At 65.2% G+C, this 17,648-nt stretch carries 20 protein-coding genes; 14 read left to right on the top strand and 6 right to left on the bottom strand.

The window, feature by feature from the left end:
- The first annotated feature begins 113 nt into the window (after positions 1-113).
- The 5 genes from EPD66_RS07340 (at position 114) to EPD66_RS07320 (ending at position 6,983) form a co-directional block, all read left to right on the top strand.
- Complete coding sequence (locus tag EPD66_RS07340) at positions 114-464, top strand: phasin family protein (protein ID WP_185961297.1); 351 nt, start codon at positions 114-116, stop codon at positions 462-464.
- A 135-nt stretch (positions 465-599) separates the two neighbouring features.
- Positions 600-1,445 (top strand): MoxR family ATPase, encoded by an 846-nt coding sequence (locus tag EPD66_RS07335; RefSeq protein ID WP_142847845.1) that lies wholly within the window; start codon positions 600-602, stop codon positions 1,443-1,445.
- Positions 1,446-1,456: 11 nt separating this feature from the next.
- Positions 1,457-2,644 carry a VWA domain-containing protein gene (locus EPD66_RS07330; RefSeq protein ID WP_142847844.1) on the top strand — a complete coding sequence of 396 codons (1,188 nt, stop codon included), beginning with the start codon at positions 1,457-1,459 and terminating at the stop codon, positions 2,642-2,644.
- An 89-nt stretch (positions 2,645-2,733) separates the two neighbouring features.
- The gene (locus tag EPD66_RS07325) at positions 2,734-3,819 is read left to right on the top strand and encodes an efflux RND transporter periplasmic adaptor subunit (RefSeq protein WP_142847843.1); all 1,086 of its coding nucleotides are present in this window, start codon (positions 2,734-2,736) and stop codon (positions 3,817-3,819) included.
- The gene (locus EPD66_RS07320; protein ID WP_142847842.1) at positions 3,816-6,983 is read left to right on the top strand and encodes an efflux RND transporter permease subunit; all 3,168 of its coding nucleotides are present in this window, start codon (positions 3,816-3,818) and stop codon (positions 6,981-6,983) included. The genes EPD66_RS07325 and EPD66_RS07320 overlap by 4 nt, the downstream gene beginning before the upstream one ends.
- 53 nt (positions 6,984-7,036) lie before the next feature.
- On the opposite strand, the gene EPD66_RS07315 is transcribed toward EPD66_RS07320, so the two are convergent.
- The 4 genes from EPD66_RS07315 to EPD66_RS07300 all read right to left on the bottom strand — a co-directional run bounded on the left by EPD66_RS07315 (position 7,037) and on the right by EPD66_RS07300 (position 9,839).
- A complete protein-coding gene (locus tag EPD66_RS07315; RefSeq protein WP_142847841.1) occupies positions 7,037-7,402 on the bottom strand; it encodes a transcriptional regulator in 366 nt (121 codons plus the stop codon).
- A complete protein-coding gene (locus tag EPD66_RS07310) occupies positions 7,392-7,760 on the bottom strand; it encodes a DUF6516 family protein (protein WP_142847840.1) in 369 nt (122 codons plus the stop codon). Before EPD66_RS07310 ends, EPD66_RS07315 begins: the two co-directional genes overlap by 11 nt.
- Positions 7,761-7,870: 110 nt before the next feature.
- Positions 7,871-9,088 (bottom strand): NADP-dependent isocitrate dehydrogenase, encoded by a 1,218-nt coding sequence (locus EPD66_RS07305; protein WP_142847839.1) that lies wholly within the window; start codon positions 9,086-9,088, stop codon positions 7,871-7,873.
- 166 nt (positions 9,089-9,254) lie between these two features.
- Entirely contained in the window at positions 9,255-9,839 is a 585-nt protein-coding gene (locus EPD66_RS07300; RefSeq protein ID WP_142847838.1) for a TIGR00730 family Rossman fold protein, read from the bottom strand.
- A gap of 114 nt (positions 9,840-9,953) precedes the next feature.
- Here EPD66_RS07300 and EPD66_RS07295 point away from each other — a divergent pair, with 114 nt between their 5' ends.
- Positions 9,954-10,409 carry a cytochrome c gene (locus tag EPD66_RS07295; protein ID WP_142847837.1) on the top strand — a complete coding sequence of 152 codons (456 nt, stop codon included), beginning with the start codon at positions 9,954-9,956 and terminating at the stop codon, positions 10,407-10,409.
- Positions 10,410-10,483: 74 nt separating this feature from the next.
- Here EPD66_RS07295 and EPD66_RS07290 read toward each other — a convergent pair whose 3' ends face one another.
- The gene (locus tag EPD66_RS07290; protein WP_142847836.1) at positions 10,484-11,200 is read right to left on the bottom strand and encodes a cytochrome b/b6 domain-containing protein; all 717 of its coding nucleotides are present in this window, start codon (positions 11,198-11,200) and stop codon (positions 10,484-10,486) included.
- A gap of 188 nt (positions 11,201-11,388) precedes the next feature.
- Here EPD66_RS07290 and EPD66_RS07285 point away from each other — a divergent pair, with 188 nt between their 5' ends.
- From EPD66_RS07285 to EPD66_RS07255, 7 genes are all read left to right on the top strand, one after another.
- Positions 11,389-11,886 (top strand): cytochrome c, encoded by a 498-nt coding sequence (locus EPD66_RS07285; RefSeq protein WP_142847835.1) that lies wholly within the window; start codon positions 11,389-11,391, stop codon positions 11,884-11,886.
- Positions 11,883-12,809: a cytochrome c gene (locus EPD66_RS07280; RefSeq protein WP_221930909.1), complete on the top strand. Its 927-nt coding sequence runs from the start codon at positions 11,883-11,885 to the stop codon at positions 12,807-12,809. The genes EPD66_RS07285 and EPD66_RS07280 overlap by 4 nt, the downstream gene beginning before the upstream one ends.
- Positions 12,810-12,896: 87 nt before the next feature.
- The gene (locus EPD66_RS07275) at positions 12,897-13,751 is read left to right on the top strand and encodes a hypothetical protein (protein WP_142847834.1); all 855 of its coding nucleotides are present in this window, start codon (positions 12,897-12,899) and stop codon (positions 13,749-13,751) included.
- Between the two features lie 229 nt (positions 13,752-13,980).
- The gene (locus EPD66_RS07270; RefSeq protein WP_142847833.1) at positions 13,981-14,958 is read left to right on the top strand and encodes a LysM peptidoglycan-binding domain-containing protein; all 978 of its coding nucleotides are present in this window, start codon (positions 13,981-13,983) and stop codon (positions 14,956-14,958) included.
- Positions 14,959-15,123: 165 nt separating this feature from the next.
- Positions 15,124-15,831 (top strand): phosphatidylserine decarboxylase, encoded by a 708-nt coding sequence (locus EPD66_RS07265; protein WP_255448401.1) that lies wholly within the window; start codon positions 15,124-15,126, stop codon positions 15,829-15,831.
- Position 15,832: 1 nt separating this feature from the next.
- Positions 15,833-16,654: a CDP-diacylglycerol--serine O-phosphatidyltransferase gene (gene pssA / locus EPD66_RS07260; protein WP_142847831.1), complete on the top strand. Its 822-nt coding sequence runs from the start codon at positions 15,833-15,835 to the stop codon at positions 16,652-16,654.
- The gene (locus EPD66_RS07255) at positions 16,651-16,956 is read left to right on the top strand and encodes a DUF3253 domain-containing protein (RefSeq protein WP_142847830.1); all 306 of its coding nucleotides are present in this window, start codon (positions 16,651-16,653) and stop codon (positions 16,954-16,956) included. The genes pssA and EPD66_RS07255 overlap by 4 nt, the downstream gene beginning before the upstream one ends.
- Positions 16,957-16,968: 12 nt before the next feature.
- Here EPD66_RS07255 and EPD66_RS07250 read toward each other — a convergent pair whose 3' ends face one another.
- On the bottom strand, positions 16,969-17,271 hold the full coding sequence (locus EPD66_RS07250; RefSeq protein WP_142847829.1) for a hypothetical protein: 303 nt from the start codon (positions 17,269-17,271) through the stop codon (positions 16,969-16,971).
- A 144-nt stretch (positions 17,272-17,415) separates the two neighbouring features.
- Here EPD66_RS07250 and EPD66_RS07245 point away from each other — a divergent pair, with 144 nt between their 5' ends.
- Positions 17,416-17,610, top strand: a complete 195-nt coding sequence (locus EPD66_RS07245) for a hypothetical protein (protein WP_142847828.1) — start codon at positions 17,416-17,418, stop codon at positions 17,608-17,610.
- The last annotated feature ends 38 nt before the right edge of the window (positions 17,611-17,648 follow it).

Below are 17,648 nucleotides of genomic sequence, written 5' to 3'. Positions count from 1 at the left end.
GCTTTTTCGCTATGCTGCGCTGCAACAAAACACTTTCCTTTTCGGTGGAAAGCCCTTATGATCCACGTATGTTGCAATGCAGCATGACGGCAGAAGCGGGAAAGGATATCAGGATGATCAAGAGCTACGAAGAGATCATGGCCTTCGGGAAGGGCAATATCGAAGCGATGGTCAAGAGCAGCACTCTGGCTGCCAAGGGCTTCGAGGAAATGGGCAAGGCCTATCAGTCGCTGGCCGGCCAGTCCGCCGAGAAGGCCCAGGCCGCCGCCAAGGCCCTGGCCGCGTGCAAGACCCCCCAGGAACTGATCGAAGTGCAGACGAAGCTGACGCGCGAAGGCATCGAAACCGCCGTCGCCGAAAGCCGCAAGTTCGCCGAGATGACCAGCACGGTGATCGCTTCCTCGATGGAGCCGCTCAACGCGCGCATCGCCGCTTTCCAGAGCCTGGCGAGCAAGGCAGCCTAACGGCGCCGAGACGGAAGCCAATGCCCATGGCCCGGCGGGGAGACCTGCTGGGCCATTGTGCTTTGGGACGGGTTGCAAGCCCATGCCCGCTCGGCCTACCCTCGCGGAAGGCGAATCAACGGCGGACAGAGGGTGATGAAGTTCCAGGGGACCGAAAGCTATGTGGCGACCGAGGATTTGATGGTCGCCGTCAATGCCGCGATCACCTTGCAGCGGCCGCTGCTGGTCAAGGGCGAGCCCGGCACCGGCAAGACAGTGCTGGCCCAGGAAGTGGCCCATGCCATCGGCCGTCCGCTGATCCAGTGGCATATCAAATCGACCACCAAGGCCCAGCAGGGGCTTTACGACTACGACGCCGTCTCGCGCCTGCGTGATTCCCAGCTTGGCGATCCGCGCGTCCACGACATTTCCAACTACATCGTCAAGGGCAAGCTGTGGGAGGCCTTCGAGGCGCCCGAGGCTCCGGTGCTGTTGATCGACGAGATCGACAAGGCCGATATCGAGTTCCCCAACGACCTGCTGCTGGAACTCGACCGCATGGAATTCCACGTCTACGAGACGCGCCAGACCATCAAGGCCCGCCAGCGCCCCATCGTCATCATCACCTCGAACAACGAGAAGGAACTGCCCGACGCCTTCCTGCGGCGCTGCTTCTTCCATTATATCCGCTTCCCCGAGCGCGAGGTGATGCAGCGCATCGTCGATGTCCATTTCCCCAATGTGCGCCAGGATCTGGTGCGCGAGGCTCTGACCCTGTTCTACGACCTGCGCGAGGTGCCGGGCCTGAAGAAGAAGCCCTCGACCTCGGAACTGCTCGACTGGATCAAGCTCTTGATGGCCGAGGACCTGACGCCCGAGCAGCTGCGCGCCAGCGATGCCCGTAGCGTCATTCCGCCGCTGCATGGCGCCCTGCTGAAATCGGAACAGGACGTCCATCTCTTCGAGCGCCTGGCCTTCCTGGCGCGGCGGGACGGACGATAGGCGGCGGGGCGATGTTCCTCACCTTCTTCTACGAATTGCGCAAGGGCGGCGTGCCGGTCACGCTGCGGGAATATCTGACGCTGATCGAGGCGGTAGTGGCCGGGGTGGCGGGCTATAGCGTCGACCATTTCTATTACCTGTCCCGCTCCGCCTTGGTGAAGGACGAGCGCCATATCGACCGTTTCGATCGCGTCTTCGCCCAGGTCTTCCAGGGGCTGGAGGGCGCCGGCGGGTCCGTGGAAGAGGTGCTGGCGCAGATCCCCGAGGAATGGTTGCGCAAGCTGGCCGAGCGCCTGCTGACCGAGGAGGAGAAGGCGCAGATCGAAGCCCTGGGCGGCTTCGAGAAGATCATGGAGACCCTGCGCCGGCGCCTGGCCGAGCAGAAGGAACGGCATCAGGGCGGCAACAAATGGATCGGCACGGCGGGCACCTCGCCCTTCGGCGCCCATGGCTACAATCCCGAGGGCGTGCGCATCGGCCAGACGGAAAGCCGCCACCGCCGTGCGGTCAAGGTCTGGGACAAGCGGGAATTCCGCAATCTCGACGATTCCGTCGAACTGGGCACCCGCAACATCAAGATCGCCCTGCGCCGCCTGCGCCGTTTCGCCCGCGAGGGTGCGGCCAGCGAGCTGGATATGGACGACACCATCCGCTCGACCGCCCATCACGGCGGCATGCTCGACATCCGGATGCGGCCCGAGCGCCACAACAAGGTCAAGGTGCTGCTCTGCCTCGATGTCGGCGGTTCGATGGACGATCATGTCGGGATGTGCGAGGAGCTGTTCTCGGCGGCGCGGGCGGAATTCAAGCATCTCGAACATTTCTACTTCCACAACTGCCCCTACGAGGCGCTGTGGAAGGACAATCGCCGCCGCCATGACGAAGCGCTGTCCACCTGGGACGTGATCCATACCTATCCGCCGGACTACAAGCTGGTCTTCGTCGGCGATGCCTCGATGAGCCCCTACGAGATCACCTATCCCGGCGGCTCGGTCGAGCATTGGAACAAGGAGGCCGGGTCGGTCTGGCTGCAGCGGATGCTCCAGGCCTGGCCGCACGCCGTTTGGTTGAATCCGGTGCCGCGCGAATCCTGGCGCTGGACCGAATCGGTCGCCATCATCTCGCGGCTGATGGAAGGGCGCATGTTCCCCCTGACCCTGGAGGGGTTGGATCAAGCCATGCGGGAATTGAACCGCTGATTGCTGTGGCCTTGCCGTCTGCGTGGTTTACGGATTGCACCCGCCGGTCTAGGGTGCGCTGATTTTCGTCTTCCCCTGGGCCGTCCATCATGAACAAATCCGTTTTCATTGCCGCAGCCTTCTTGCTGGCCGCCGTGCTGTGGCTGGCGTCCGGCCTGATATGGCACGAGGAGCAGGCCGCGACGGACGGCACCGCCCCCGATGACGCGCCCGCCCTGGCCCAGGTGCGGGTGATGGACATGCGGGCCCAGGAGATGACCAACAGCCTGTCCGTCCAGGGCCGGACGAGGGCCGAGCGTTCGGTGATCCTGAGGGCCGAGATGACGGGGCAGGTGGCCGAGATCCAGGGCCGCAAGGGCAGCCGTGTCGAGGCCGGTGCCGCCGTGGTGCGGCTCGACGCCGAGGATCGCCGCGCCCGCCTGGCCGAGGCCCGGGCCCTGGTCGAACAGCGCCGCATCGAGTTCCAGGCCGCCGAACGCCTGGCCGCGCGCGACTTCGCCAGCCGGACCCGCCTGGCGGAAGCCCGCGCCCGCCTGGACGAGGCGGAAGCGCGGCTGGCGACGGCCCAGACCGAATTGCAGCGGACCCAGATCCGCGCGCCTTTCGCCGGGGTGCTGGACGATACGCTGGTCGAGGTGGGGGATTACGTCTCGCCCGGCAGCGATGTGGCGCGGCTGCTGGACCTGTCGACCATCGTCGTGCTGGGCGAGGTCAGCGAACGCCAGGCAGGCTCGCTGGCCATCGGGGCGACGACCGAGATCCGCCTGCTGGACGGCCGCGTGATCCAGGGCAGGCTGCGCTGGATCGGCTCGGCGGCGCGCGAGGCGACCCGCACCTTCCCGGTCGAGGTCGAGGCGCCCAATCCCGACGGCTCCATTCCCCATGGCATCACCGCCGAACTGCGCTTGCCCTTGCGCACCGTGCCCGCCCATCGCGTCTCGCCCGCCGTCCTGACCCTGGACGAACGCGGCGCCGTGGGGGTCAAGACGGTGAACGAGGAGGATGTGGTCGAATTCCATGAAGTGACCATCATCTCCGACGGCCCCGACGGCATCTGGCTGGGTGGATTGCCCGAGGCCGTGCGGATGATCGTGCTGGGCCAGGACTGGGTGCGGGCGGGCGACAAGGTGATCCCCGTCCTCGCCCCTGTGGTCGGGGCGGAGGTCCGTCCATGAGAGCGATCATCCACGCCGCGATCTCCCATGCCCGCACCATCCTGACGACGCTGCTGCTGGTGCTGATCGCGGGGTCCGTCGCCTGGGTGCAGATCCCCAAGGAATCCTCGCCTGACGTCAACATTCCCTATGTCTTCGTGCTCATGAGCCATAGCGGCATTTCGCCCTCCGATGCCGAGCGCCTGCTGGTCCGGCCGATGGAACAGCAGGTCCGGGTGATCGAGGGACTGAAGGAAATGCGCGCCACTGCCTATGAGGGCGGGGCCAATATCATCCTGGAATTCGACGCCGGTTTCGATGCCGACAAGGCCCTGCGGGATGTGCGCGAGAAGGTGGACCGGGCCAAGTCCGACCTGCCGCCCGACACCGACGAGCCACTGGTGCAGGAACTCAATTTCAGCCTGTTCCCGGTGCTGAGTGTCGCCATCCATGGCAGCGTGCCCGAACGCACGCTGCTGCGCATCGCGCGGGAATTGCAGCGCAACCTGGAAGGTCTGCCCAATGTGCTGGAGGCCGATATCGCCGGCGACCGCGAGGAGCAGGTCGAGATCATCATCGATCCGGTGATGGTGGAAAGCTATGGCCTGAACGCCAACGACATGGCCAGCTTCATCCAGCGCTCGAACCGTTTGGTCGCCGCCGGGGCGATGGATACCGGCCAGGGGCGATTCGCCGTCAAGGTGCCCGGCCTGATCGAGAATGTGCAGGAGATCATGGCGCTGCCGGTGAAGGTGGAGGGCGACGCGGTGGTGCGCCTGTCCGACATCGCCACCGTGCGCCGGGGCTTCAAGGACCCCGAAGGCTTCGCCCGCATCAACGGCCAGCCTGCCCTGGTGCTGGAAATCTCGAAACGCATCGGCGCCAACATCATCGAGACCATCGAGCAGGTGCGCGCCGTCGTCGAGGCAGAGCGGACCCAGTGGCCGGCCAATGTGCAGGTGAGCTATCTGCAGGACCAGAGCAGCGATATCCGCACCATGCTCTCGGACCTCCAGAACAACGTGGTCGCCGCCGTGCTGCTGGTCATGGTGGTGGTGGTCGGCGCCCTGGGCCTGCGCAGCGGCCTGCTGGTGGGCGTGGCCATTCCCGGTTCCTTCCTGATGGGCATCCTGGTCATCGCTGCCTTGGGCCTGACCGTCAATATGGTGGTGCTGTTCGGCCTGATCCTGGCCGTCGGCATGCTGGTGGACGGCGCCATCGTGGTCACCGAATATGCCGACCGGAAGATGAGTGAGGGCATGAGCCGCCGTGCCGCCTATGCCCTGGCCTCGACCCGGATGTCCTGGCCGGTCATCGCCTCGACCGCCACGACGCTGGCGGCCTTCCTGCCGCTGCTGTTCTGGACCGGTATGGTCGGCGAATTCATGAAATACCTGCCGATTACCCTGTTGGCGACGCTGACCGCCTCCTTGCTGATGGCGCTGATCTTCGTGCCCACCTTGGGTGCGGTCTTCGGCAAGGCGGGAACGGCCGATCCGCGCACCATGAAGGCCCTGGCGGCGGGCGAGACTGGCAATCTCGACGACCTGCCGGGCCTGACGGGGATCTATACGCGCAGCCTCCGGGCTTCGCTGCGCCATCCCGGCAAGGTGGTGGCGGCTGCGCTGCTGGGCCTGGTCGTGGTGCAGGCCGCCTATGGCATGTTCGGCCGGGGCGTCGAGTTCTTCCCCTCTGTGGAGCCCGAGAATGCCGTGGTCCTGGTCCATGCCGGCGGGGGCAATCTTTCGGCCTGGGAGCAGGACGCGCTGATGCGCGAGGTGGAGGAGAGGGTCCTCGACCTCGACGGCATCACCGCCTTCTACACCCGGACCGGGCGTGGCGGCGGGGCGGGGCGCGAGGCTTCCGAGGACCAGATCGGCTCGATCCAGCTTGAATTCGCCGAATGGGACACGCGGCGTCCGGCGCGGGAAATCCTCGCCGACCTGCGCCGCCGCGTCGCTGACCTGGCGGGATTGCGCATCGAGGTGCGCGAACAGGAATCCGGCCCGCCGGTGGGCAAGCCGGTGCAGATGCAGATTTCCGCCCGCGACCCCGATGTGCTGCCACAGGTGGTCGAAACGCTCCGCCAGGGGCTGGACCGCATCGGCGGTTTCGTCGATGTGGAGGACACCCGCCCGGCACCGGGCATCCAGTGGGAAGTGGTGGTGGACCGCGCCCAGGCCGCCCGTTTCGGCGCCGATGTCAGCGCCGTCGGCGATGCCGTGCGGCTGGTCACCAACGGGCTGAAATTCACCGATTACCGCCCCGACGATGCCATCGAGGAAGTCGATATCGTCGCCCGCTTCCCCGAGGAATACCGTACCCTCAACCAGCTCGACCAGTTGCGCCTGAACACGGCCGCGGGCAGCGTGCCGGTGGGCAATTTCGTCCAGCTTCAGGCTCAGCCCCGGGTCGGCCAGATCGAGCGCGTGGACGGGCGGCGCGTGATGTATGTGCGCGCCGATGTCGAACCCGGCCTGCTGCCCAATGACAAGGTCCAGGAAATCCGCGCCTGGCTGGCCACGGTCGAACTGCCCCAGGACGTGACCATCCTCTTCCAGGGCGAGGACCAGGAGCAGGCGGAATCCGCAGCTTTCCTGAGCCAGGCCTTCAGCGTGGCCCTGTTCCTGATCGCCATCATCCTGGTGACCCAGTTCAACAGCTTCTATTCCGCCTTCCTGATCCTGTCGGCGGTGGTGATGTCCACGCTGGGCGTGATGCTGGGCCTGCTGGTCACCGGCCAGCCCTTCGGCATCGTCATGAGCGGTATCGGCGTCATCGCCCTGGCCGGGATCGTGGTCAACAACAACATCGTGCTGATCGATACCTATGACCGCCTCCGCCGCGACATCGCCGATCCGATGGAGGCCATCCTGCGCACCGGCGCCCAGCGCCTGCGCCCGGTCCTGCTGACGACGGCGACGACCATCCTGGGCCTGCTGCCCATGATGGTGGGGATGAATATCGACTTCATCGGGCGCGAGGTGGAAATCGGCGCGCCCTCGACGCAATGGTGGCAGCAGCTTTCCACCGCCATCGTCTTCGGCCTGGCCTTCTCGACGGTGCTGACCCTGATCGTCACGCCCTGCGCGCTGATGCTGAAGGCCAATATCGGCGCCTGGCGTAGCAGAAGGAGGACGGCACAGAACCCAGCCGGGCTGGAGCAGCCGGGAGTGGCGGAATAGAGGGATTGGGCTCTGCTCAAACCCGCAAAGGGCCTTGCGGCCCTTTGATCCCGCTAGCTCACCAGGGACAGGTCCATCTGTACCTCACGGACCAGGACCTGGGGCGTGACCGCCCCGCGTTTGCCCGGCACCAGCTTGACGAGCCCGTATTGGCTCATGGTCTTCAAGGTACGAGACAGGTTGCTGACCTTGCGGCCTGTCAGCGTTTCCAATTCGGCCAGGGAAGAGGGATGCTGCTCATCGATGATGCGTAGCAATTGCCGATTGGGCTCCGACAGGACCTTTGCCAGGGAGTCCAGCGAGGTAAACCAGATTTTCGGCTCATCGGGATGGCGGCGGCGTTCGCCGCGCGCAATCTGAAGGGCGCGTTCCCGAAGCTCGTCATGGCTTGCGATGCCGATCTTGATCTTATCCTTCATCGGCTTGCTCCTTCAAAATACGCTCGATCTCGTTGAAGAAGTCCGAAACCAGCTTTTCGGCGGTGACGAAGGGATAAGGGCGGCCTTCATCCGTTTCGTCACGGTGCCAATGGTCGAAGGCGGCTTGCCGCCCGATGAACTTACTGCCCCGATGCGGAACGCCATGGGCATTGTCATATCCCATGAGGCGGCGCCCGTCTGCGGCATGAAAAGTCAGGGAATAAGAAATCCCATGCGGCTTTTCTGCGCTCACTTCTACTTGTTTGACTTTGAACTTCGCGACATACCCGCCGTCATAGACGATCTCCTCTCCATCGAGGTCGAGAAGATAGGCAAGGGATCGGTCTGCATCGGACATGCTTTAACCCATATCAGTTAGTGATAGGAGTTGGCAAGCGCAAGCGATCCGGCCATAGAAAAAGGCCCGCAGGATTGCTCCGGCGGGCCTCTTTTTCGGGCGGACCTGATTTAGGCGGCCATGGCCTTCTTCAGGTTCTCGTCCAGCTTGTCCAGGAACTGGTTGGTGGTCATCCAGGGCTGATCGGGGCCGATCAGGATGGCCAGGTCCTTGGTCATGTAGCCGGCTTCCACCGTCTCGATGCAGACGCGCTCCAGGGTTTCGGCGAACTTCGCCACTTCCGGGGTGTCGTCGAACTTGGCGCGGTAGATCAGGCCGCGGGTCCAGGCGAAGATCGAGGCGATCGGGTTGGTCGAGGTTTCCTTGCCCTTCTGGTGCTCGCGGTAGTGGCGGGTCACCGTGCCGTGGGCGGCTTCGGCCTCGACGGTCTTGCCGTCGGGCGAGAGCAGGACCGAGGTCATCAGGCCGAGCGAGCCGAAGCCCTGGGCCACGGTGTCGGACTGCACGTCACCGTCGTAGTTCTTACAAGCCCAGACGAAGCCGCCGGACCACTTCATGGCCGAAGCGACCATGTCGTCGATCAGGCGATGTTCGTAGGTGATGCCCAGCTTGTCGAACTCGGCCTTGAATTCGTTGTCGAAGACTTCCTGGAACAGATCCTTGAAGCGGCCGTCATAGGCCTTCATGATCGTGTTCTTGGTCGACAGATAGACCGGCCAGCCCTTGTTCAGGCCGTAGTTGAAGCAGGCGCGGGCGAAGCCCTTGATCGATTCGTCCAGGTTGTACATGCCCATGGCGACGCCAGAGCCGGGGAACTGGAAGATTTCGTATTCGATCGGTTCGCCGCCGTCCTGGGGCTCGAACTTCATGGTCAGCTTGCCCGGGCCGGGCACCTTGAAGTCGGTGGCGCGGTACTGGTCGCCGAAGGCATGGCGGCCGATGACGATCGGCTGGGTCCAGCCGGGAACGTAGCGCGGCACGTTCTTGCAGATGATCGGCTCGCGGAAGACGGTGCCGTCGAGGATGTTGCGGATGGTGCCGTTGGGCGACTTCCACATCTTCTTCAGCTTGAATTCCTCGACGCGGGCCTCGTCGGGGGTGATGGTCGCGCATTTCACGCCCACGCCATACTGCTTGATGGCATTGGCGGCGTCGATGGTCACCTGGTCGTTGGTTTCGTCACGGTACTGGACGCTCAGGTCGTAGTACTTCAGGTCCACGTCCAGATAGGGCAGGATCAGCTTGTCCTTGATGAACTGCCAGATGATCCGGGTCATCTCGTCGCCGTCGAGTTCGACGATCGGATTCTTGACCTTGATCTTGCTCATGATTCGATCCCGATCCTTGAAGTTTACACTGCGAGATGTCCGCAGGGGTGCGCCCCAGGCATGTAGACCGCTTCCGCAGACAAGCGACGGACTGCGGGAAGATACCACCCTCGCGCCGGAAGGCAAGTCCCGGAAAGCCGCTCGACACCTGGACGCAAGATAGTTGCTAGAACCTTCCGGAATCGCTGGCCGCCAGTCCGGCGGCGGCGACGTCCAGCACGTCTTCGGCATCGGCGACCACCTCGTAGAGGCGGGCGACGTCGCTATGGGCGAAGCCCTGGGCGATGATGCTGTCGATCAGCCCCAGCAGCGGGTCGAAATAGCCGTTCTGGTTGACCAGGATCACCGGCTTGTCGTGCAGGCGCAGCTGCTTCCAGGTCAGGATCTCGAAGGTCTCGTCCATGGTGCCCAGGCCGCCGGGCAGGACGCAGAAGGCGTCCGAGCGGTCGAACATGGCCCGCTTGCGGGTATGCATGCTGTCGACCACCAGCAATTCGGTGATCTCGCGATAGGCGGCCTCGGCGCGCACCAGATGTTCGGGAATGATGCCGACCACCTCGCCGCCGCCATCCAGCACCGCATCGGCCACGGTTCCCATCAGCCCGACATGGCCGCCGCCATAGACCAGCCGGATGTTCCTGGCCGCCATGGCCGAACCCAGCCGCCGCGCGGCCTGGAGGTGGGCCGGATCGCTGCCGGTCGAGGCGCCGCAGAAAACGCAGAGGGAACGAAGGCGGGTCAGGTCGGTCATGCGGGTCCTCCGGGGAAAAAGGGGATATCTGCCATGGTTTTTAAACTTGCAGCTGTTGGCGCGGAAGGGTAGTCCTAAGGGGTACTTTAAGGTTTTCCTAATATAGGAGAGAGCATGAGCCGCTTTGCCAAGTTTGCTGCCGTCGGCATGGCCGCTGCCATTGCCCTGAGCATCGGTCCCGCCTCCGCCCAGGATGCCAAGCCCGAAGAAATCCTCAAAATGCGCCAGGGCATCTTCCAGGCCGTGCGCATGAATTTCGGCCCGCTGGGCGGTGTCGCCCGCGGCAATACCGCTTTCGGCCCGGAAGCGGTGGAACGGGCCGAGGCCCTGGCGGCGTTGGCGAAGGTGGCGGCTCAGGGCTTCCCCGCCGGCAGCGACAACATCCCCGGTTCCAACACCAAGCCCGCCGCCTTCCAGGATGCCTCCTTCGGCGAGAAGATGGAAGCTTTCGGCGCCGAGGCCGCCAAGCTGGCGCAGCTGGGCCAGGCGGGCGACGAGGCCGGCTTCAAGGCCCAGATCGCTGCCGTCGGCGGTTCCTGCAAGGCCTGCCACGACAGCTTCCGCAATTAAGCCTGTCGGCGGACAAAAGCAGAAGGGCGCGGCCAAGGCCGCGCCCTTTTCGTTTGCGGATCGGGGTTCTGCTGTTACGGCAGCAGCGTCACCACCGCCCAGATCACCGCAGCGGCGAGGGCCAGGGCAGCCAGGGCCAGCAGTGGATGGACGAATCGTCCTTGTGCCGGGGCGGGCTGGTCCGGCGGAAGGGTCTTGTAGCCGGTGATCATCGCCTTGATCAGGTTGTCGCGCTTGACCAGCAGGTAGAAGAAGGCGGCGGCGACATGCAGGCCGACCAGGATCAGCAGGATGTCGACGGCGGTCTTGTGGATGCTGGTCATCTGGCTGACGGTCGCGCTCGAAACCAGCGGGACCAGCGGGCCGTCCGTCCAGATGTCGTCGCTGGCGAACAGGCCGGTGACCCCCTGCACCGTCAGGATGCCCAGCAGGGCCATCACCATCCAGCCGCCGATGGGGTTGTGGCCGGCGACGAAGCCTTGGCCTTTCAGATAGTTGCGGACGGCGTAGGGGCCGCGCAGGAAATCGGCGAAGCGGGAATGGGTGCTGCCGATGAAGCCCCACAGGATGCGGAACAGCACCAGGGCCAGCACGGCATAGCCCAGCAGCATGTGGTGGTCCATGTGCAGCAGGCTCGTCATCTGCTTGCCCGAGAGGAAGAGCAGGACCACCAGCACGACAAGGGTCCAGTGGAAAAGACGGGTCGGCAAGTCCCAGACGCGCAGCTTGCGTTCCGGGGCCGCCTGTTTCTTGGCGCCGCTATCGGCCGTGGTGATCGTCGACTGGGCCATGGTCTTTCCTCTACATATTAGTCGCGCGTAATATACTGTCGCGGCAGGAGGGGCGTCAACCAAGGATGGTGCCTAGCTGCCTGTCTAATCCCCGCGCATAGGTGCATGGCAAAGGAGAGGGGGGCGGCTTGCGTGGCGCAAGGGAATGCCCACGCTTCCCCTTATCCCGTAACGCTGAGGTTTCTGCCATGAAACTCGCTGCCAGTTTCGCGTTTATCGCCGTCGCCTTGCTGCTGCCCCTGGCGGCGCAGTCGCAACAGGAACCCGGACGGCCGTCCCAGCCCGTCCAGCCCGATCCCGCCGCCGAATCGGTGAAGATGCGCCAGGGCCTGATGGCCGCCGTCCGCTGGCAATTCGCCCCCATCGCCGCCTTCGCCCGCGACCGCTCGGCCGAGCTGACGCCGGAACTGGTGGGGCGTATCCGCTTTCTGGCCAATCTGGCCGAGATCGCCCCGCAAGGCTTCGTCGAGCCCTCGGCCGATGTGGAGGGCAGCAATGCCCTGCCGGCGGTCTGGGAACAGCGCGAGGAATTCGCCCGGCTGATGCACAATTTCCAGGCCGAGACCGCGCGCCTGGCGGAACTGGCGGCAGCCGGGCAGGGCAACGAGGTGCGGGGGCATTTCGCCCGCGTCGCGGAAACCTGTTCGGCCTGCCATGAGACCTTCCGCCGGGAGATGCCCCGGTGACGCCTGCGCTCTGGCTTCTGGCCGCCTTGCTCCTGGCCGTTCCCGGCTGGGCCCAGCAGCCGGAGCAAGAGCAGCAGCAGGAAGCCGCGCCGGAGCCCGAAACTCCGTCCCCTATGGCGGACTCGGCGGTGCTGCGCGGGGAATACGTCTTCCGCGCCGGGTCCTGCAACGACTGCCATACCCGGCAAGGCGGGCCTTTCCTGGGCGGCGGCGTGGCGCTGGAGACGGATTTCGGCACCTTCTACGGCCCCAATATCTCCCCCGATCCGCAACACGGCATCGGCAATTGGAGCAGCGAGCAGTTCATCGCCGCCTTCCGCGAGGGGCGGGCGCCGGACGGACGGCATTACTATCCGTCCTTTCCCTATACCTCCTTCACCCATGTCACCGACCAGGACCTGCTGGACCTGCGTGCCTATCTGATGGCCCAGGAGCCGGTGCCGGAAGCGGCTCCGCCGCATGAGCTGAACTTCCCCTTCAACTGGCGCTTTCTGATGGTGGCGTGGAAATGGCTGTTCTTCGAGCCCGGCGTCTATCAGGCCAATCCGCAATGGGACGAGCAGCGCAACCGCGGCGCCTATCTGGTGCTGGGACTGGGCCATTGCGGCGAATGCCATACCGACCGCAACCGCTTCGGCGCGATGGACCGGGACAGGCATCTGGCGGGCACGGTGAACGGCCCGGATAACCGTCCCGTTCCCAACATCACCCCCGATCCGGAAACCGGCATCGGCCACTGGACCGAGGACGACATCGCCTTCTTTCTGTCCACGGGCGTGCTGCCCGATGGCGATGTGGTGGGGTCGATGATGGCCCGGATCGTGCGGGAATCCACCGCCCATCTGACGCCCGAGGACCAGGATGCCATCGCCGCCTATCTGAAGGAGGTCCCGCCCATCCAGCAGCGGATCGGGGGGAATTAAGCCCGCGGCGGCGTGTGGCAAAATTCCGACCGGCTTGCTCCCTTTCTCCCCGGAAGTTACAACGGACGGCCTGAAAGAGAGTGGGTCTTGTCCGTGCCGCAGGTCTTTTCGCTGTCCAATCCTTGGTTTCTCTACCTTCTCGCCTTCCTGCTGTCCTGCGCGGTGGCGGGGGTGGCGCGGCTGGCTGGCGGGCCGGGCCGTGGAGCGGTGCTGGCGGGCAGCGGCATCTCCATCGGTTTCCTGGGCGCCTGGCTGGCGCTCTACGGCATGCCGGCCGGGCTGCCCCGCAGCCTTTTCGAGCAATTGCCCTTCATCGCCCTGGCCGGCTGCATCCTGGGCCTGCTGATCGACGCCTTTTCCCTGCGCAAGGGCGCGCGGACCGCCGCGCTGGTGGTCTGCGCGATCCTCGCCGCCTGGACGGCCCTGCGCTGGCCGCTGTCCTGGTCCTGGCCGCTGGCCCTGAAGGGCGGGCTGTTGCTGGCGGCCTGGGTTTGCCTGCTGCTGCGCCTGGACAGCCGCCCCTATAACGAGCCGGTGGCGCCGGTCATGCTGCTGATGGCCGCCTTGGCCCTGGCGGCCATGGCCTGGATGGTGGGGCAGGCGGGATGGATGCGCCTGGGCGGCCTGGCCGCGGCAGCGACGGCGGGGGTGCTGGTCTGGGCCTGGGCCATCGGCCTGTCCTTCTCGGCGGCGGCCCTGCTCGGCGGGGGTGGGCTGGTGATGGGCATCGCCCAGGCTCTGGGCCTTGCGCAGATCATATCCCCCTTCGCCCTGGCGGTGCTGCTGCTGATCTTCTTCGCCGATGGAACGGCCCAGCGCCTGGTCCTGGGCTCGGGCCTCCTGCGCCGCCTGTTTCAGCCGCTGGGCCTGGCGCTGGTCTGCCTGTTTCCCATTGCCCTGGCGCTGGCCGTGGCCTATGTGGCGGCGGAAATGCGGCTATAGGCCGGGATGCCCTTCCTGTTTACCTATTTTGTCCCCGCCGGGTGCGGCCGTCCGGCCGCAGATCGCAGCTTGCATCCTTCTTGACTGACGTAAGCTGCTCTAAAAGGCGGAAAAAATGCTGCGACTGAACTTATTCGTGAACTGTCAAGAGGTGCGAGCGGTTGCAGTAAGGGCAAAGTAGGATTAGTCTGCCCGCGGATTTTCATTCCTTTTCATCTTGAGAGGTGCCGTGAAACGGCCTTCCGTGCTGATCCTTGCTGGCGCGGCCGTTCTGGCCGTGGCCGTGGCTTTGAGTGTGTACCGTGCCGGCGAAGAAGAGACCGAGCCCGTGACCGCGACCGTTCAACCCGCCGCTCCCCTCCAGGCCGAGCCCACCCCGGTCGAGGAAGCGGTGGACAGCGCTGCGCCCAGCTTCGACGTGGTGCGGGTCAATCCGGCCGGTGATGCGGTGATGGCAGGGCGCGCCCAGCCCCATGCCGAGGTCACCATCCTGGATGGCGACCAGGAGATCGGCAGCGTGACCGCCGACCAGCGGGGGGAATGGGTCTTCGTGCCCGACGCGCCGCTGCCGCCGGGGTCGCGCTCGCTCGGCTTGCGTTCGGTGGATGTCGACGGCACGACGCATGAGGCCGAGGCCCGCGTGGTGCTGATGGTGCCGGATTCGCCGAATGCCGATACCGCCCTGGCGGTGCGTATCGGCCCCGATGGCGCGCGGCTGCTGCAAGGCCCGGCCGGGCAGGAGGACAGACCGGAAATCAGTATCGAGGTCATCGACCGTCAGGCCAGCGGCAATCTCGCCTTGGGCGGCAAGGCCAAGCCCGGCAGCGGCGTCCATGTCTATCTGGACAACCGCTTCGTCGGCCGGGCCGAGGCCGATGCCGAGGGGGAATGGAGCATGGCCGCCGCCATGCCGGAAGGGCAAGACCCCTCGGTCCTGCGCGGCGATCAGGTGGCCGCCGACGGCAAGGTGACGGCGCGGGTCGAACTGCCTTTCCCCCGCGCGCCGAGGCAGTCGGGCGGCGAGCGCCCGGCGGCGGACCGTACGGTGGTGGTCGAGGCGGGCGCCAGCCTGTGGCAGATTGCCCGTCAGGCCTATGGCCGCGGCTTCGACTATACCGTCATCTATCAGGCCAACCGCGAACAGATCCGCGACCCCAACCTGATCTATCCGGGCCAGGTCTTCAAGCTGCCCTCCGGTCAGGAATAGATGATCTGAACCCGGCCTGCCTTGCGGCTGTTCCCTTCGATGACGGGGGCGGCCCGAAGGCGGTCTGTTGTCATTTGGGTGAAAAACCTTCGACATCGGTGCGCCCATATGGCATTGCCCGGTGGAGCGGTGTCATGCCGCCCCGACTGCGAAAGGACGAGTCTCGTGAAGGTGCATGAAGTATCCCTGTTGAAGGTCGTGATGGTGCCCATCAACCGGGCTGGATGGCCGTTCATCGCCATCTTTGCGGCGGTGACCCTGGTGCTGTTCCTGATCTGGCAGCCGCTGGGCTGGCTGGGCGTGATCCTCACGGCATGGTGCACCTATTTCTTCCGGGACCCGCGCCGCATCACGCCGACCCGCGAGGGGTTGGTGATCTCGCCGGCCGACGGCATCGTGCAGATGATCGGCCGGGTGCCGCCGCCCAAGGAACTGGACATGGGCGACGAGCCTTTGATGCGCGTCTCCGTCTTCATGAACGTCTTCAACGTCCATGTGAACCGCATTCCCATGGATGGCGAGATCACCAAGATCAGCTATCGCCCCGGCAAGTTCGTCAACGCCTCGCTGGACAAGGCCAGCGTGGACAACGAACGCATGTCGATCCGCATGAAGACCAAGGAAGGTCCCGATCTGGCCTTCGTGCAGATCGCCGGTCTTGTCGCCCGCCGCATCAAATGCGATATCGTCGAAGGCCAGCCGGTCAGCGTGGGGCAGCGTTTCGGCCTGATCCGCTTCGGCAGCCGTGTAGACATCTTCCTGCCCGACGGCGTCGAGCCGCTGGTGGTGTGCGGCCAGTTGACCGTCGCCGGGGAAACGGTGATTGCCGACTTCCGCTCGCAGGAAAAACAGCGAGAAGGAGTGGCGCAGTAAGATGTTTCGCCCCCGTCCGGTCCCCCGCATCAAGGGATTGTCCTTCAACCGGATGATCCCCAACATCCTGACGCTGCTGGCCCTGTCCGCCGGCCTGACCTCGATCCGGTTCGGCATGCATGACAATTGGCAGGCGGCCGTGGTGGCGATTTTGATCGCCGCCATCCTGGACGGGCTGGACGGGCGCGTGGCACGCATGCTGCGCGGCACCAGCAAATTCGGCGCCGAGCTGGATTCGCTGGCCGATTTCATCAGTTTCGGCGTGGCGCCCGCGGTGCTGCTCTATTTCTGGATCATGCATACGGCAGGCGGCATCGGCTGGGCGCTGGTGCTGCTGTTCGCCATCTGCTCGGCCCTGCGCCTGGCCCGCTTCAACACCATGATCGGCCAGCCCGACATGCCGCCCTGGGCCTACAATTTCTTCACCGGCGTGCCCGCCCCGGCGGCGGGCGGACTGGTGCTGATTCCGATGATGCTGAGCTTCGAGGCGCCGGGCTTCTTCGCCCAGCCCGTCGTGGTCGGCATCTTCCTGGTCGGCGTGTCCTTCCTGATGGTCAGCTCGATCCCGACCTTTTCGGGCAAGAGCTTCAAGGTGCCGCACAGCTATGTGTTGCCGCTGATGGTGGTGATCGGCCTGCTGGCGGCCTTCCTGGTGACCGAGCCCTGGCTGACCGTCAGCGTGCTGGGCTTCATCTATCTGGCCACCATCCCGATCAGTGTCCGCCGCTTCCGCAAGCTGTCGCGCCAGGCCGAGAAGATGATGGCCGCCGAACCCGCCGCCGCAACAGACGAAACCCCCAAGGGCGAGGAGCCCCCTAAGTGAGCCAAGACGTTTCCAACGACAAGGACCGGGACGACCCGGTGGCGCAGTGCATTCTCGAGGCCGTGGCGCAGAAGCCCGATGTCTCGCCCGAGGATGTCGCCCGTATTTTCGCCGAGTCCAAGCGCCGTCCCAACGCCCATCAGCCCCGCGACGCCTGGCGCCGTTACCTGATGGCCGTGCGCCAGCAGGCCATCCATCTCGCCCGTCAGGGCCGTATCGAGATCACGCGCCGTGGCGAAACGGTCGATCCCGACGACTTCAAGGGCGTCATCCGCCTGCGCCTGCCGCGCGGCGGCGAATAAGGGAACCTGCCCTCACACCAGCAGGTGGAGGTTCGCCAGCGCCGGAACGGTGAGCAGGGCGCAGCCGGCCATCCAGACATAGAGCGGGATGGGGCTGCCCTTGCCGCCGGCCAGGACGGCGCGGCAGAGAAGGGCGGGAACGGCGCCGGCCAGCAGGGTCAGGCCGGCCGTCACCATCATTCCCACGAAAAAGATCATCGACAGGGTACCCGGCAGCCAGTCCGGGTACCACAGGCCGGACTGGCTGACCACCACGGCCAGCGCCGGCGAAAACACGCCGTTCACCAGGCAGATCATGATGATGCATGCGATCATGGTCCTGGAGTCCACGGGCGGCGATCCCTTTTCAGCATCCTTGCGGGAACGAGCGGACGAAAATCGCCCGATTGCGTCTTGACGCCTGGAACAAGGCCGGGGGGGAGGGGGTTGGACGGCCATTGTCCTTGAAGGGAGGCCGTCATGAACCCCAACCGTGCCGTGCCGGACCAGCAGGCCATGATCGAGGTGGATTTCGGCGCGCAGGGGCCGGAGGTCCATCTGTCGACCGGTGGATGGCTGATTCTGGTGCTGCTGGCCGTGGTGGTGCTTGTCATGCTGGTGGCTTTGCTGCGCTTCATCTTCCGGCCCCGCCGTCATGGGTCCGGCCATAGATGAAATTTTCTCAATGCCTGGACATTATCCAACACGTTGGG

Source organism: Telmatospirillum sp. J64-1 (assembly GCF_006980715.1).
GTDB classification, from domain to species: Bacteria; Pseudomonadota; Alphaproteobacteria; order Rhodospirillales; family Magnetospirillaceae; genus Oleiliquidispirillum; species Oleiliquidispirillum nitrogeniifigens.
Note: the sequence above shows the minus strand (reverse complement) of the source record. Positions and strands in the feature narration are given on the sequence as shown.